This window comes from Mesorhizobium sp. L-8-3 (assembly GCF_016756615.1).
GTDB lineage: Bacteria > Pseudomonadota > Alphaproteobacteria > Rhizobiales > Rhizobiaceae.
The window spans coordinates 3,392,123-3,408,920 of the sequence record NZ_AP023262.1 but is presented as its reverse complement, the minus strand read 5'-3'; the positions used below and the strand labels follow the sequence as shown (position 1 = coordinate 3,408,920).

Here is a 16,798-nt window from a genome sequence, read left to right as displayed (position 1 = left end):
CCTTTCTTGGACAAGTTCGGTCCCGCCGTCGGGGCCGGGCTTACAGGGCGTGGACGAGGAAGAGCGCCACTTGCGGGAAGAAGAACAGGATCGCGACGCGGGCCAGATCGGATGTGAGAAACGGCACCAGCCCACGGAAAGTGTCCGCGAGCGGCACGTTCCGCGCGATCCTGTTGACGACGAAGGCGTTCAGCCCGACCGGCGGTGTGATGAGGCCGATCTCGACCACCATCAGCGCCATCACGCCGAACCAGATCGATTTGTCCTGGGGCGCCATGCCCCACAGGTCGAACTGCATGATCATCGGATAGAAGATCGGAACCGTCAGCACGATCATGGACATGGACTCCATGACGCAGCCGAGCGCGATGTAGATCAGCATGATCACCGCCACGACCAGCAGGGGAGCGAAACCGCTCTGCGTGATCCACTGGGTTATGCCGTTGGTCATATTGGTGAAGGCCAGGGCCGAATTCAGCATGTCGGCGCCGATGAGGATGAGAAAGATCATCGCGGTCGATTGAGCGGTGCCGAGAAGACTGAGGAGAAAGCCCTTGCGGTTCAGTCCATGCGCCAGCGCAAGCAGAAAGGTCGCGACGGCACCCACCGCAGAGGCTTCCGTCGGGCTGGACCAGCCACCATAGATGCTGACCACCACCGCCGCGAAGATCAGGACGACGGGGATCACCGCGATCGTGGCGCGCAGCCTTTCCCGCCAGTTCGCGCAGGGACCGGCGGGACCGGCTTTCGGGTCCCGCAGGACGTGATATCGGACTGCGAGCAGATAGCCCAGAAAGGCGATTGCAGCCGGGCCAATGGCCGCGACGAACAGCTTGCCGATCGACTCGCCGGTGAGGATCGCGAACACCACGAGCGGCACGGATGGCGGGATGAGGATGCCGAGAGTGCCGCCTGCGGCAATCGAGCCTGTAGAGAGCCGGCCGGAATAGCCGAACTTGCTCATTTGTGGATATGCCACCTGTGCCATGGTCGCGGCGGTGGCGATGGAACTGCCGCAAATGGCGCCGAACCCGGCGCATGCCCCCACGGTCGCTAGCGCCAGGCCGCCGCGGAAGTGGCCGAGGAACGCATTCACGAAGCGGAACAGCAAATTGGACAACCCGCCATAGGTGGCGAACTGGCCCATCAGCAGGAACAGCGGCACCACGATGAGATCGAAGCTGGCCAGACGGCTGTAGGCGACGGATTTCATCCAGTTCAGAAGCGGCGCGGTACCCACGGCATAAGCAAAGCCGCTGGCGCCACCGATGAACATTGCCACCGCGATCGGCACTCGCAGAAGGATGAGGACGAAGGTCCCGGCGATGATGAGAAGTCCAAGTTCGACGCCGGTCATGGCGCGTGACCCGAAATGTTGTCGCGTTCTTCGATTGCCCTCGGCTTGAGCGCGAGGTAGGAGCCGACCACCGCCGTGAGCAGGAGGCCGGGAACCATCAGCGCCTGCGGCAGCCATACCGGCACGGCCAGCAAGGGCGTGAAGGAGCCGCGAAGGTAGGTTTGCTCCGCGAGCAGGCCTGTCCTCCAGGCCAGGAGCAGCGCCACCGCGCCGAGCAACATCGACCCGATCCTGTCGAGGCTCACATTGAGCCGGTGAGGCAAGCCTGAAGTCAGCAGGTCGACGATCACGTTGCCGCCGGTGATGTGGCACCACGGGAAAAGCATGGACATGGAGACCGCGGCGAGGATCTGCACGAGTTCATGATCGCCCGTCACCTGCCAGCCGAACAGCTTCCTTGCGACGATGGTGACACACAGCATGCAGGCAAGGGCCGCGATGATGAGGACCCCGACGATGGCCAGGATCATCGCCGCCCAGGCCAAACCGCGGCCCACCCGGTCGCCAAAGTCCGGCATGCCGAGGCCCGTGGCGGTCGCATCGCCGGCTCGATGTTCTGGGGAAGTCATTTGCGCCTCTCGCAAGTCGGTAGGCCGGGATTGCCGGCGCGAAAGCCGTTCAATTCGCGTATTTCGCGATCGCCTGGCGCGCTTGCTCGAGCAGCTTGCCGCCATCGAGGCCCTTCTTGTTCGCGTCCGCCACCCACTCATCGGTGATCGGTTCCGCCGCCTTGCGCCAGCGCTCATATTCGGAATCCGAGAGAACGTGGATGTCGGCGCCCTCCTCCGCGAAGGCCTTCTTGTCCGCCACGGCGGTGCTCTCGAAGGCGTCGCCGAACTGCACCGACGGTTCCACTCCACGATTGTCGTCGATCACCTTCTTCAGGTCATCCGACAGCCGGTCATAGGTCGCCTGGCTCATCGCCACGATCTGCACCGAGGTATACATGCGCTGTTGCTTGTCGCCGAAATCGGTGAAGTGCTTCATTGTTTCGTTCAGCTTGAGCAGGCCAACCGCGCTCCAAGGAAGGTAGGCGCCGTCGATGACTCCACGATTGAGCGAATCGACGATCTCTCCGGCCGGCATCTGGATGGGCAGCGCGCCCAGCGCTTCAAGGACCTTCGCACCGTAGCGGCCGGCCGAGCGCAGCTTCACGCCCTGAAGGTCGTCCACGGTCCGGATCGGCTTGCTGGTGGTCTGGATGATCGGAAAATCCGACGGCGCGATCGCGATGAGACGCAGGCCTTCGAATTCCGGCCCGGGATTATCTCCCAGGACATCCCACATCGCCCGTGATGCGTTATGCACGTCGTTCAGCATGAAGGGCAGTTCGAAAACCTCGGCGGCAAGGTAGGAGCCGGGACTATAGCCCGGGTTCCCGTAGACGATGTCGACGATGCCGTCCCTCGCCTGGTTGAAGAGCTCGGCAGGCGATCCTCCGAGTTGCATCGACGGATAGATCTGGCAGACCATGCGACCGGCCGACTGCTCCTTGATCTTCTCGCACCAGGGCTCGAAGAATTTGATCTGCTGGTACGAGGTGGCGTGGATGAACGAATGGAAGCGCAGGGTGATTTCCTGCGCCTGGGACGCTCCGGCTGCTCCCAGGCTGAGCAGTGCGGATATGACGAGACGGCGAAGGGCTTTCAATTGACGATCCTCCCAAATCGACTTAATGGCACATAAAAGAGCCATTTATACGAAGCTTTGTCAACAATAAATACACATGCGTATCGTATGGTCGCTTTCCAATCTGACGGTTTGAGGTTTCCACGGCAGGAGCGGTGGTGAAAATCCGACCGATTGCGCATAGGTTTCGGCCTAAGCCGCTCAGAACGACACAGGCAATTTTCGGAACGGGACGATGACGAACAGGAAATCCGGGCGTCCAACCCAGCAGAAGTCGGCCGAGTTGACCGAACTGATACTCGACGCCGCCGAACGGTCCTTCGTGGAACGCGGCTTTCAGGGCACTACGATACATGATCTCGCCCAGGGTTGCGGAGTAACGCGACGGAGCATCGTCGCCCGTTTCAAGACCAAGGACGACCTGCTCGTGGCGGTGGCAATACGCGACATGGAAACGTATTCGCCTCAGCTTCGTGCCCTCCAGGTGCGGCAAGAGCGTTGCTGGGAGGATCTGGAAGCATTGATCCGCAAGCTTTGGGAGCGTGGTTCCAACAAGAAGAACGCCGCGCTCCTGCGCGCCTATCTCGGAGAGACGGTGCGATTGCCGCATCTCGCGGAAGCGATACGCGTCTTCTACTATGAAATTTCCGCGACCATCGAGGAAAAGATCGCGGAGATGCAGCTTTACGGCATGTTCCGGGGCTACAAGGCCTCCACCGTGGCCGCCTGTGCCATTTCGCTGGTCATCTCCAACCCCCGCATCCGTACCATGCTGTTGGATCCCGCATTCGAGGAACCGGTGACGGTGGAGCGCTATTTCACCGATATCTGGACTCTGATTCGCGCAATGGCATGATGATAGGCTATTTCAGACGATCTTCCAGCCGCACCCCGACAGGTGGCGCGGGGTCGAACCCTACGGGCTGGTACCAGATTCGCTCCATTTCCAGCTTCTCCTCGCTGGCTGACAGCACCGCGCGGTCGACAGCCGCTGAATGCTGCCCTGAAGTTTGATGCGCCTCCTGTACGATCCGCGACACGGCATGGGCGAGTTCCATCGCGGTCGCCCGCGTCCTATCCGTACGCGCATCCGGATCTCCAAGGAGCGCCTCCGCCGCATCGAGATGGAGGCGCAGTTCCGCGATCGTGACCATGTCCGGAGGCAGGCCGATGGACAGCAGTTGCCTTGCAAGCGAGACATAGTGCTTGAGGTCATAGCGCTCGCGCGCATGGATGAAGTCCAACCGCTGGCGCACAAAATCGACATAGCTAGCGGCGAGCCGCAACTGCTCCCTGGCGAGATGATCGGCGGGATCGATTGCGCCCGCGATCGTGTCGGTCAATGCCTTGACGACCGATTTCAGCCCGACATCCGTCTGATCCATCAGAGCTTTTCCTTAAGCAGCCGGACAAGTTCGAGTCCCGTGATGGACTCCATGCCCTTCACGCGCGTCAACATCACGTCCTGGTGCGATTTGCCGAGGCGCGCCACACGCGTCGCCGTTGCCGTCACAGAGGCGATGATCTGGAAGCAGTTTAGGATGCGGTAATATTCCAGCCGCGCCGGGTCGACGCTCAGACCCGAGGCCTCGGTGTAACGGTCGTAGAACTCGTCGTGTGGAACGAGGCCGCAGATGTAGTAGGTCCTGCCGTCCTCACCATAGTGGCCGAAGCTGGGGTGCGTCGTCCAGGCGAGATCGCGATGCCGGTCGCCCAAGTGCCCACGTTCCCAATCGAGCCAGGCGCTGATACGGCCCGTCTGTTCATTGAAGAGGAAGTTGCCGCTGCGATAGTCCCCATGGACGACACTGACGACGTCGAGCTTCGGCATGTTCGTCTTGAGCCATGCAGCGGCCACGTCCATCAGGGGAAGGTCCTCGCAGCGATCTTCCTCCCATATGCGTAATGCCCGATTGAGTTGCCATTCCGCACTTTGGGTCGTGCCCACCGAAGGAGCCGTCATGCTTTCGAAGCGGTGCGCGTCGAGGTCGAACGTGTGAATTCGCGCCAATTGCTCCATGAACTGCGGGGCCAGTTTGGCACGCAGTTCGGGGCCGAAGACCGTGCCCATCCCGCTGACTTGCCCGCTGCTCGTGGCGGTCGGCTTGGTGACCCCCTCCGCGAACTCGTAGACGAGCGCCGGTTCGGGGAACCAGTCCCCTTCGCGATCCAGCCAGAAAGGCCGAGGGACCGGCACGCTACCGTCGAAGGCCTTGAGAAGTTCGTATTCGCGCAGCCGGCTCGTGGTGTTGGATCCCTCGTTCGGATCCATGCGCACCACCATGCGTTCGGATCGCCGGCCGATATCAGGGTCGGCCCATTCGAGATCGAAGCCAAGCTGAATCTTGGAAACGCCGCCCGTGAACCAGCGCAGATTGCCGAGCGTGTAGGATGTGATGCCGAGCGCCTCGAGCATGCGCTCGATGCAAGCCTGTAACTCGTCCATCGACAAGCGCGCATATTCGGGACCTGCTCGACGCCGCATTTTGCGGACGAATAGTTGATCGACCTCCGGCTCCGTCGGATAGCGTGTCCGCATCTCCTGAATGAACGCGGGTGTGGGCCGATCGCCCAGCGTGAATCGTTCCAGCGCCTTATCCATCTCCCTCCCTCGCCTTTGGGCTCACCCGGTGCGGAGGCATCACCGCCTTCCTGCACCAGCGCGCCCGTTACGGGCCGGGACCAGATAGAGCACGGTTAATAGCACATGAAAAGGCCATTTATTGCAAACGCCGTTGGAAAGTATGCACGACAGCGGTTCGAGCGGGCTAGGCCCATGCCTGCACCGTGCCTGCACATCGGGCATGACAGCTTGCACGGTACAGACGCCAATAGCGCAGCTACGTTGCTCGGCCGCTCCTCCGGAGCCCGCCTATGGCCGCTTCGACGCCAACGGCGAGCATCGCGGGAGACGCCCAACCACATCGCCTTCCTTGGCAATGATGAAATGGGCGAAACCAATGGCGACGCCTGGACCGAACCCAACCAGATGGCTTGATCACGGGCCAAATCTGCTTCGATAAGAACCGGCCAGACCGACGTCGTCGCGCGCAAGTGGACTTCGTCAATTGCGTAGAAGCAAAGAGTTGGAGCTTTCCGCGATTTCGAAGAAAGGCGGAGGATTCTGGTGGGTTATGACGTACACATCGTTTTCGTCATCACCTGCATACCGGGGCTATCGGGTCCCAGCTGTGACATAGCGGACCTTCTCTCCGGTCTTGATTGCGGCGAGTTCCGACCTTCGCACGAGCCGGTTCACATGAGCGAGCGTTTCCGTGAAGGCGAAACTCATCTGGTGAGCGTCGAGCGTGCGAGTGAAGAGGATGGGTACCAGATCCGCCACCGAATGCGGCGATTTGGTACATGCCTCGCGGATCAGCTGACAGCGTCCTTCGTGATGCGCCTCGAGTTCGAGGCAACGTTCATGTAGCCCATAAAAGGGACGGCCGTGCCCCGATAGAACCAGGACATCGTCCGGCAGTTCCTGGCGCATGAAGCGTAGCGTTCTAAGAAAATGTCCGAGTGGATCACCGTTGGGCTCGCCGGCGAAGACGCTGACGTTCGGCGAGATCTTCTCGATGATCTGATCCGCTGCAAACAGCAACTTGTCCTGTTCGCAGTAAAGAAGGATCTGCTCGGGGGCATGTCCATCCGCGGTGACTACCCTGAATTCACGACGTCCGATCATGATCTTGTCGGCCAGGACAAGCCTGAGAAAGGTTGGAGGCAGCTCTGCGACGAGCATCAGATACTCGCTACCGTGAATGGCGACCAGTCCGGCGCCCTCCTCACTCATGCCATGGCTGACATAGAAATCGAAATAGTGGCGAAGCCCGGTCTCGTGCGGTGCAAGGGAGATAACCCTGCTGGTCATGTAGGCGGTCTGGCTGGTCAGCAGTTCGGCGCCGAACTTTTCGCAAAGCCATCCAGCAAGTCCGATATGGTCCGGATGATGATGGGTGACGATGACGCGCGAGACGGAGATGTGCGACAGGGGCCCCTCGAGAAGCGTCAGCCAAGCCGCTTTCGCCACACCCGTGTTGATGCCGGTGTCGATCAGCGTCCAGCTTTCGCCATCCTGCACCAGATAGATGTTCACGTGATCAAGGCGGTATGGCAAGGGAATTCGCGCCCAGAGAACCCCCGGAACAACCGAGGTAACTTGTCCTGCCGCCGGCGGAGATTGGAAGGGAAACTGAAGCATGATCTCTACGGGATGCTGGGTTGCAGAAAGGCCCGAGTGTGTCCGCAGCCTATGACTGCCCGGAACCTTCATCGAGCAGCGATTCGAGCCTGCGCGGTTGGTGATACGCCGTTTGGAGCGGGGTAAGCAACAGGCAACCGGCGGAACTGGTCGCAGCTTCAAGCATGCGCACGGGCGCACCATCGAGCCTCATCTGGCATCGAAATGCTCCACACCATGCGCAAACGACGGCTGCGGCGTGCCCCCTTGCGGTGCATGCAAATGAGGACGCAGTTGGTGACGGCAATGTCTAGGTCGTGGAAAGGGTAGTGCAAATCCGGCAGGCCGGCATAGGCTCTTGAAGACGGTGCGTACAGGTCGGCTGGCGCCTTTGTGTTGAGCGCCTCGTGCGGCCGCTTGGTGTTGAATTCCGTGACGAAGAGGTCGAACGTGGCCTGTTGCCGCGGAATGTTGGCGCGGGCTGGCGGGGTCGTCTCTGCTTTCAAAGTGCGGTGCATTCGCTCGTGGTGGCCGTTCTGTTGAGGATTGTCGGGCCGGATGCGCTCGATGGCAATACCCAGTCTGAGCCAGAAGACGGAGCGCCTGGCTCTGGCGCGCTGGTTGACGGCACGGAGAAGACGCCCGTTCCTGGGGCATGGTCGCGATCCTCGGCCCCAATCATAGACTGATCAGCACTACGCCTTCGGGGCAGCAGGCATGTGCGGCGGCGAGCATCGGCCGCACGACGTCGTCATACCAGGGCGGGTCGAGAAGGACACGAGAAGGACTGCGTGAGCGCTCGCGCGTGACAGACCGCCGCGCATTCGCGCTCGCAGCGCAACAGGGTGGGTCGCAGGGACGACGGCCAGCGACTGACTCGGGCTCGCAGCTCACGGTACGCCAACGACGTGCCCGCCTTCCGTGCTCCAGGCGCCCTGGTCCCGGTGGGCTCTACCCTTTGTCACGAGCCGAGCCGCCGTCGACCACACGCCCGGCCAATAGCATACCGTTTGCCAACAGGCTCGGCCTTGGGCCGACCAAGTCAGAAGGCGACCTCCAGTTTGAGCATACCGCCATAGACCTGGGTGTTGTCCGACAGTCGTGCAAAGGCACCGGCGTGGAAACTTGCGTTGCGCGCCGTGAGAAGCTCCAGCTTTCCGGCAATGTCGAAGAAAGTCGTATCGAGGTCCGTGGTGGCGCGGAAGCCGGGCACGCCCTCGGGCGTGTCGACGAAACGCGCCGTGAGGCTGGCGCCTGGATCGCCCAGATATTGGGTCAATCCTACCAGCAGGCTCGGGCGAACGCGCATGCCCTCGCCGACCGCATACTCGGCGCCGACCTCCACCGCTGGCTGCACGCTCCAGTAGGTCTCGGAGTCGGTGTCCACGTCCAGGCGAACCCCGCTGTTTCCCTTCTCCACGAAGCTAGATGAGAAGAAGTGATCATATCCGACGTCCACCCGTGGCATCATGTAGAAATCGTCACGGGCGAACATGTACGCCCCCCGCAGCCGGCCCGATGCCGACCACTGGTCCTGATCGCCGGTAACCTCTACGCCGGGGAAGGGATTGCGCGTGATGTCGTAGCTGCCGTAGCCGAAGCTCTGGGCGGCGGAGAGTTCGAATGCCCCGAACCGCCGCTTGAGCGAAACGCCACCGAACACAAGATCGCCATTGCTGGAGGCCGCGGCGGCCGAGGAATCGATGTCTGTCCGCTCATAGGCAAGCGCGCCGCCGACGTTCCAGACCTCGTCAATCGCAAGCTGACCGCCAGCTGATAGCGACCAGCTCGAGCCCGAGAATCCGAGACTGTCCGACGTCGTGTCGCGATCGAAGCGGTGACCGTCCAGTCGAGCGTAGAGACACTGGCCATCGTCGAAGAATCGAACGGCTTTGTCGCGCTGCGTGGTGGTGCTGGAGCAACTCAGGAGGCTGTCGCCGAAGGATTGCGCAGAAGCGACTGCGCTGAGCTGGTTATCGAGTGCGAGCTCGGCGCTCATCGCATTGACAACCGCGGCGTAGGAGGCGGTATCCTCCAGGTCCAACAGGGCTTCGGCCAGCGTGGTGTCGAGCACCGCTTCGCCGTAGGAGGCCTGGATATAGTCAACGAGGCGATCCTGGTTGTCGTTGAGAGCCTCTTTCACAGTCGCATTGGCAAAGTCGATGTCGTAGGCAAGGTTGAGCACGCCGGCCGACGGCTGATCGAGGCTGTATTGCGCGACCACAGACCGGGTGAGCAGCAAATCTTCCGCACGTGTCAGCCCGTCCCCGGCCGTGACGATGGTCCAGGACCGGGGTCCGATCAGCGGCGTGCTGACGTCCGTGAGCGAGACCTCGATCGTTCCGCCGAGGTTGACGGCGCCGGTCGCGTCGATCCGGTCGACGCGGCCGTCGCTCGTGTCGATGTCGAGCGCCAGAACGCCCGTCCCGGTCTGGCGGTAGTCGCCGGTGATCTGCGTCCCGCCCACCGACCTATCGCCGGCGACGGTTAGCAAGCCGCGGTTCACAAAGCGCCGTACGTCGAGGACGCCGTCGGTGACCACCTCGCCATCGGGTCCGCTGAACAGCGTGATCGTGCTGTCGCCGCCGAACTGCACAGACGCGGTGCCTGGAGCCGCCGCCGTCACCGTCGCGTCGATCACCTGCCCGACGATGGTGCCGTTGTTGGTGATGCCGAGCGAGCCGTCGCCCGAATACGAGATGGCGATCCCTCCGGCCCCCGCGACGTTCGTGATCGTCCCCTCGTTGTCGATCGTGTTCGCCACCCCGTCGGCGATGACGACGCCGACGCCGACCGTCGAGCCAGTGGTGGACCCGCCCTGCACCGTGGCTCCCTCGCCGACCGTCACCGCGACCACCCCGCGCCCGTCGCCGACGCTCTGCGCGAAGATGCCGTAGGCGCCCGCGCCCTCGGTGGTGACGTCGGCGTTCGCCGTCACGCTCACCATCGTGTTGGTCGTCGTGCTGGTGCCCGACCCACCCGCGCTCTGCGCGACGATGCCATGGGCCGCCGCGCCCGACGTTGAGACGCCGTCTGCGCCTTCGTCGACCGTCACGGTTACAACACCAGCAGTTCCGTCACCGCCGGAGCTTCCGATGAGCGCGCCGCTCGCCGTCGAGCCCGCATAGCCCGCGGCACCGCCCCCGCCGCCGACCGACTGGGCGAGCACACCGAAACCGCTCTCGCCCTCCGTCGTGACTGAGCCGATGATGGTGACGGTCACGGCACCGCCGTCGCCGAACGTGTTGTTGTCCTGCGACATGTCGAGCCCGGACCCGAATCTGGCACCGGATGCGCTGAACGTGCCCGCATAGCCGCCTCCACCGCCGATGGATTGAGCGAGGATGCCGTGCGAGCCGCCGTCGCCGACCGTCGAGACCGTGCCATAGGCGTTGACCGTGACGGTCTCGCCGTTTCCGCTTGAGTTGCCGCCGCCGCCGACCGAGACGGTACCTGGGACGCCCGCCCCCCCAATGGCGAAGCCGCCTCCAGCGCCGATGGACTGTGCGATCACGCCGATCGAGTTCAGCCCGTCCGTGGTCACGGTGGCGGCGTTATCAATATTCGCGGTGGTCTTTCCGCCATCGCCGGTGGCGCGTGCCTGACCGCCGACGGCGATGCTTGCGGTCGTGTTATTCGCCGGCGCGCTGACCGTGATCACGCCCCCTCCGCCGCCGATCGACTGGGCGATGACACCGGTCGCGTAGTCGCCGCTCGTCTGTACGTCGGCCTCCGTCTCGACATAGGCCAAGAGCCCGCCGCCCCCGGAGCCGATGGAGCCAACGTTCAGGCCAAGTGTGACCTCGCCGCTGTTTAGGTCGAGCGAGGAGAGGTCGAGCCCGGTCACACCCCCGCCACCGCCGATGGATTGCGCCGTAAGGCCAGCCGAACGATCGCCAAACGTACGGATCGCCGCGGCGTTGGTGATCTCCGAATTGTTGGCGGATCCGCCAGAGCCACCGCTGCCACCCGTAGCCGATGTAAAGTTGCCGAGGCCCAAGACCGAGCCCGCCAACGCGTACGCAGCGCCGCCGCCCCCGCCGCCGATCGACTGCGCGACGACGGCCCCGGAATCGTCGCCCTCTGTCGTGATCGACCCGTTCGTGAAGACCGTGACCGGCCCGCCGGCCCCGCCTGCGCCGCCCGAGCCGCCGACTGCAAACGAGAACGCGGGAACTTCTTCGCTGCCGAGCGTGCCGACGGCCGCATAGTTAGCCTGGCCGCCACCGCCACCGACAGATTGCGCGAGGATGGCCTGCGAACTGTCGCCGATCGTCGTGATGTCGGACGGCCCGATGTCCGCTCTGTTGATGTTGACCGCCCCGCCATTGCCACCTTTGCCACCTGACCCGCCGACCGCGCTGGCGACGATCACGCCGCCCGATGTCGCGGCTCGCGCCCGACCGCCGCCGCCGCCGATGGACTGCGCCAGGATCGCGCCGGACTCGACGAGATTGGTGGTGATGTCGCCGGTGTTGGTCACTGTGACGGTGTTTCCCGAGCCGCCGCCGGCCGCCGCGCCGCCAACGCTGTACCAGCCGCTCGCCGATCCGCCATTGCCGCCGCCGCCGCCGATGGATTGGGCCAGGATGCCGAAAGAACAGCCTTCCTGGCACACCGCGTCGCTGGGCGCGTCGCCCGAGGGGCCGATGCCGGTCTGGATCGTGGCCGCGTTCGCCACCGTCACGGTGTTGCCGCTGCCGCCGCTGCCGGCGTTGCCGCCAAACGCCACGATCGAGCCCGACGTTCCGCCCGATCCGCCGGTTCCTCCGATCGACTGCGCGACGATGCCGGACGCATCGTTGCCGCTCGTCGTGATGGTGCCTCCTGCCCCGTTGTTGACGATGACGGTGCCACCGTTGCCGCCATAGCTGCCTTCGTTGCCTCCCGCATAGAACGCGCCGATCCCGTCGCCGCCGTTGCCGCCGCCACCGCCGATCGACTGTGCAACGATCCCGCTCGACTGGTTACCTATCGTGGTGATCGACACCCCGCCGACGGTCGCGTTGTTCACCGTCACGGCCCCGCCTGCGCCGGCGCTGCCGCCGCTCGCCGCGAACTCCACCGCGCTGAACACGATCGTTCCGGCAGCTCCGGCACGCCCGCCGATCGACTGCGCGACGATGCCGCCGGAATCATCGCCGGACGTCATGATCGATCCCTTGGTGATGGTGACCGCGACTTCGCCGGCGAGACCGGAGTTGCCGCCCGGCGCACCGCCCGCGAACCAGCCGCCGTCTCCGCCATTCCCGCCAGTGCCGCCGATCGACGTCGCGACAATCGCGTCCGAATCGGATCCCACGGTGGTAGCGCTGATCGCAGCGTTGATTGAGACGGAGCTACCTATACCGCCGTCACCGCCATTGCCGCCGTCGCCGAAGCTCTCGCCCGTGCCGCCGTTTCCGCCTTGGCCCCCCTGGCTGAACACGACGATCGCCGACGCGTCGCTTGCACCCGAGGTGGTGACTGTGAGAAAGCCATCGCTGTCGATCCGGACTGCTCCGGCCGCAGCACCGCCCGCGCCGCTCCCTCCGTCTGCGTAAAGTGACTCCCCGCCATTTCCGCCATTGCCGCCGACGCTCGCCATCGTAATTCCGGCGCCGCCCGGGCTCGTCACGGTCGACGTGCCGGCAAGCGACAGCGTCACCGTTCCCGCGGCGTCAGCCACGCCGCCATCACCACCTTTCGACGGGAGAAAAGCGCTCGTCATCGCCGCGCCGTTGCCGCCACGGCCGGATGCCGACAGCATCGAGATCGCCGGCCCGGCCTCGGCCTGGGAGCCGACCACCTTGCCCGACAGTGTGAGCGTGGCCGGGCCGCCCGCAGCCGACGTGCCGCCGGTGATCGTCCCGCTCGTGTTCGTTGCGCGATCGGCGCCGGCAAAGCCTGTCGTCTCGACGAGGACCACCGACGTCGCGGCAGTTCCCGAGACCTGGAAGTTACCCGTGGTCAGGGTGAGGCTCACCGGCTGGTCGTTCTTGTTCTGTGCGACGTAGAAGATGCTGTTGACGATGTTCGCCGTCAGATCCTCGACCGTGATCTGCTGCGCGGTGTCCGGCGGGAACGAGTCGGATGCGTTGGCGCGCACCTGCGTGAGGCTGCCGGTGCAGGTGTAGGCGTTGTTGCCGTTCGAAACGCACGCGGCCTGCGCCGCACCATGGCCCCCAAGGCTTGCGGGCAGCAGCAGAAGGGAAAAAAGCCCGATGCGACGATGCTCGGCCCAGAGGCGGGGTCCCGTCGCGACGTGATTGACATGACCTATCGGTGCAGCTGATCGCTCGCAAGACATCGCAACCCCCTGGGATTGTCGTGACGCTCCAAGGCTCTAGATAATGTGACGTGTCGCCACAGTATGGACCGCGCTCCGGAGATTACGAAGCTATTCTGCATGGCGAGTAGTTCGAGCGATCGAGATGCGATCTGGACCGTTGCAGTTTTGTCACGGTTGACTGTGTTTTCAGCGGATGTTTAGGCCTCAAACAACAATCTCATGACTTGGGGGGCGCGCTGCGATGTCGGTCTAGGCGCGTCGCAGATGCTCAGGCGAGGTGTATGGCACCACGTGTAAGACCACGTCAGCGTGTGGCGGGAATACGCGCCGACCGCAAGAGCCGGCTTGCTGCCGACACCGATCCGCACGTGGCATCCGTCTCGGAAGCTGTGAGCGCTACTTCGGTGGCTGTTTGCTGTCAGGCCCCGACGAGAGCTGACCGAGCCGCTTGTTGGCTGCGGAGAAGCCATCAAGCGAGCTCGACAGGCTGAAGGGCTCGCCGCTTCCCGCCACCGTGAAGCCCGTCTTCAATGTAGCGCCGCGGCGGAACGCGGCAATCTCGTCGTCGCTCATCGTCCGGCGCACCACGCATCCGGCCGGAAGGTGAAGAAGGGGATCGCATCTGGCTCGTCCTCATCCACCTGATGGTCACTGTTCCAATGTTTCCTATGACCAACGCGCTGGCGCCACCGCCGTCCCCGCCATTGCCGCCATCATCAAAATCCGAGTTTTCGGCGTTCCCGCCACTCGCCCCTTGGCTCAACAAATAGAGGCCCTGCTGCGCGCCGGTGATCTCTGTCACCGATGGCGACACCTCGTTGAACTGGACATTGACGCCGCCACCGCCGCCGCCTGACGATCCATTGCCACAGCAGTCGGTGCCGCTATGCGACTGCCCGCCCGCACCCGGGGCGAGGACTGAGATCACCGCGTTGCCGAACTCGCTCTGTTCGGTTGAGTTCGCCAATGTGCCTGTCACGAAGAATTCCAGGTTCCGCGCACCTTCGCTGTCGTTGGTGGCGGCGCTCCCGAACAGGATCGATGCTGCTGGCGAGCCGGTGTCGGAGTAAGAAACAGTCGTTTCACCAGAATCGAACCTGAGAACCCGGTCGCCAGCCTTGTCGGCGGCCGTGGTCCAGTTGAACTTCGTGTCGAAGCTGCTTGGGCCGCTCAGGTTCTGAACGGTGATACCGGTAGCGCCAGTATTCAAACCGGAATTCTGGGCGTCATCCGCAAGGGTAAAGCCTTCGCTCTGATTGCCGGAGCACGAAAAAGAGGTGCCCGACGCAACACAATTGTCGGGCTCAGCGGTGCCTGTCGTTGCACCCGCAATCAAGAAGGTGCCGCCACCCAGAACGACAGCACCTGCAAAGGTCAACGCGCGTACGCAACCGAACTCAGGTATCTTTCGCGATCGAATGAGCGAGAAGGTATCGGGGGGGGGCCCTTCTGATCATTGACGCAGATACAAAAGTAACACGAAGAGCGCAGGCAATACATCGAGAGCAACGTCGAGAAATACGCCCACGCCCTATAACTGCGTCGCATGTTGCAAAGATCGCACAGATTTAACCCCGCAATGAGCACGGCTGGTAACCTGCGACAACGCGATTCTTGAACTGCTGCTTCACCAAGGCTTCGGGTTGGGCTACGCTCCTGATCAGGCTATCAGGATGTCGCTATGCCGATTGCCGGACCGCCGCTGGATGCGCCCCTCGATCTCGCCGAGATACTAAAGCAAGGTCTCGCCACGAAACCGGATTCGGAGGCGCTCGTATCACGCCGGCGGCGTTGGACGTGGCGAATGCTCGAATCCGCCTCGACGCGTCTCGCCGGCAACTATCTCGATCTCGGTCTCTCGCCGGGCGACCGGATCGCGTCTCTGATGCCGAACCGCACGGAGTTGATGGTTCATTACTTCGCATGCATGAAATGCGGGCTTGTCGCGGTGCCGCTGAACTACCGTTACATGGCGCCGGAAATCGACCATGCACTTGCGGTGAGCGGGGCGAAAATCCTGCTTGCCCATGACGAACGCCGGGAGGATCTGGCTGGAAGCAAACTTGCGGGCAAACTTCCGCTCGGCCAGATCAGCTATGGCGAGAATGGCGGACGGGGTGACCCAAGCTTCAAGTCGCTGACGGAAGGCGAGCCAACCCGCGGATTCGCTCCGCCGAAGATGGAGGACCCCGCGATCATCTTCTTTACCTCAGGCAGCACCGGCAAGCCGAAGGGTGTGGGCCACAGCTTCGCGACGTTGGGCTGGATCGTTGCCAGTGCAGCCAAGAGCTGGGAAATGGCTCCCGACGACATCATGATGCCCGGCGGGTCGGCATCCCACGTCGGCGGCCATCATTTGTCGATGATGACGTTCGCTACCGGTGGCAAGGTCGTCATGCCGCGTACCTTCGACGGCGACGAGATCCTGCCACTGTTGCGCGAGGAACGGCCGACCAAGCTGTGGATGCTGCCGTCAGCGCTTTATGCGCTGACCCGCGATCATGGCGCTGGCCGCGCGGATTTTTCCTCGGTCAAGGCGTGCTATTCGGGCGGCGACAAGGTTTCCGAGGCTCTCGAGAAGGAGTTCACCGCGCTCGCCGGCATCGCGATCGACGAGGACTACGGTATGACCGAGATCGGCATTCCGACCGTCAACCCGCCGGCTGCGGCGAAGATCGGGTCCGTCGGACTTCTTGGCCCGGGCTATCAGGCCTCGCTCCGGGATGACGACGGGCGTGAGGTTGCCACCGGCGTTGACGGGCGTCTCTGGATCAAATTTCCCGGCAACATGGTGGGCTACTGGAACGATCCGAAAGCGACGGCGGAAACGATTGTCGACGGCTGGCTGGACACTGGTGACGTGATGAGCGCAGACGAGGACGGCTATCTTTGGTTCCACGGCCGCAAGAAGCAGATCATCGTCCATGACGGCTCGAACATCTGCCCGCAGGAGGTGGAAGCCGCGCTGCTCGAACACGACGCCGTGGCCAGCGCCGGCGTGGTCGGCGTGCAGAGCGCCATGCACGGCGAGAACGTGCGGGCCTATGTCACGCTGGAGCCGGGTGCTGCGCCGCTCACGATGCAGGCCCTGATCCAATTCACTCGCGCCCGGGTCGGCTACAAAGCGCCCGAGGAAGTCATCGTCCTCGACAGGATGCCGCTGAATGCGACAGGTAAAATCGATCGCGTCACCCTCAAGCGCCTGGCGGAGAAAGGGCTCGAAGCCGCATCGGCTCAAAGCTGAGGACACCCATGTTGCATGCGGGGAGCGGGCGAAAGACAAGCCTCCCGGTGGGCAAAGGCTAGTTGTGACAATGGAAGGGAGACACCGTGATGACTCGAACCGGCCTGCTCCTGA

Annotated in this window: 10 protein-coding genes and 1 pseudogene; 2 read left to right on the top strand and 9 right to left on the bottom strand. The window is 63.4% G+C overall.

The window, feature by feature from the left end; all coding sequences use genetic code 11:
* Positions 1-40: 40 nt before the first annotated feature.
* From JN302_RS15895 to JN302_RS15885, 3 genes are read right to left on the bottom strand one after another with little or no spacing between them, the layout of a single operon-like run.
* Positions 41-1,357, bottom strand: coding sequence for a TRAP transporter large permease (locus JN302_RS15895; RefSeq protein WP_202333527.1), 1,317 nt, complete (start codon positions 1,355-1,357; stop codon positions 41-43).
* The gene (locus JN302_RS15890) at positions 1,354-1,926 is read right to left on the bottom strand and encodes a TRAP transporter small permease (RefSeq protein ID WP_202313361.1); all 573 of its coding nucleotides are present in this window, start codon (positions 1,924-1,926) and stop codon (positions 1,354-1,356) included. The genes JN302_RS15895 and JN302_RS15890 overlap by 4 nt, the downstream gene beginning before the upstream one ends.
* A 49-nt stretch (positions 1,927-1,975) precedes the next feature.
* Positions 1,976-3,007 carry a TRAP transporter substrate-binding protein gene (locus JN302_RS15885; protein WP_202333526.1) on the bottom strand — a complete coding sequence of 344 codons (1,032 nt, stop codon included), beginning with the start codon at positions 3,005-3,007 and terminating at the stop codon, positions 1,976-1,978.
* A 214-nt stretch (positions 3,008-3,221) separates the two neighbouring features.
* Here JN302_RS15885 and JN302_RS15880 point away from each other — a divergent pair, with 214 nt between their 5' ends.
* Positions 3,222-3,842, top strand: coding sequence for a TetR/AcrR family transcriptional regulator (locus JN302_RS15880; RefSeq protein ID WP_202333525.1), 621 nt, complete (start codon positions 3,222-3,224; stop codon positions 3,840-3,842).
* Positions 3,843-3,849: 7 nt separating this feature from the next.
* Here the strand turns inward: JN302_RS15880 and JN302_RS15875 are convergent, their stop codons facing one another.
* The 6 genes and pseudogenes from JN302_RS15875 to JN302_RS39955 all read right to left on the bottom strand — a co-directional run bounded on the left by JN302_RS15875 (position 3,850) and on the right by JN302_RS39955 (position 14,013).
* A complete protein-coding gene (locus JN302_RS15875; RefSeq protein WP_202333524.1) occupies positions 3,850-4,371 on the bottom strand; it encodes a hypothetical protein in 522 nt (173 codons plus the stop codon).
* On the bottom strand, positions 4,371-5,588 hold the full coding sequence (locus JN302_RS15870) for a phosphotransferase family protein (protein ID WP_202313355.1): 1,218 nt from the start codon (positions 5,586-5,588) through the stop codon (positions 4,371-4,373). Before JN302_RS15870 ends, JN302_RS15875 begins: the two co-directional genes overlap by 1 nt.
* 573 nt (positions 5,589-6,161) lie before the next feature.
* Positions 6,162-7,262: an MBL fold metallo-hydrolase gene (locus JN302_RS15865; RefSeq protein WP_202333523.1), complete on the bottom strand. Its 1,101-nt coding sequence runs from the start codon at positions 7,260-7,262 to the stop codon at positions 6,162-6,164.
* A gap of 86 nt (positions 7,263-7,348) precedes the next feature.
* Positions 7,349-7,777 (bottom strand): annotated as a pseudogene (locus JN302_RS15860) (integrase core domain-containing protein); the annotation flags it as partial.
* A 434-nt stretch (positions 7,778-8,211) separates the two neighbouring features.
* Positions 8,212-13,458: an autotransporter outer membrane beta-barrel domain-containing protein gene (locus JN302_RS15855; RefSeq protein WP_202333522.1), complete on the bottom strand. Its 5,247-nt coding sequence runs from the start codon at positions 13,456-13,458 to the stop codon at positions 8,212-8,214.
* A gap of 378 nt (positions 13,459-13,836) precedes the next feature.
* Positions 13,837-14,013, bottom strand: coding sequence for a hypothetical protein (locus JN302_RS39955; RefSeq protein ID WP_202333521.1), 177 nt, complete (start codon positions 14,011-14,013; stop codon positions 13,837-13,839).
* Between the two features lie 1,108 nt (positions 14,014-15,121).
* Here JN302_RS39955 and JN302_RS15845 point away from each other — a divergent pair.
* On the top strand, positions 15,122-16,684 hold the full coding sequence (locus tag JN302_RS15845) for a class I adenylate-forming enzyme family protein (RefSeq protein WP_202333520.1): 1,563 nt from the start codon (positions 15,122-15,124) through the stop codon (positions 16,682-16,684).
* Positions 16,685-16,798 lie beyond the last annotated feature (114 nt).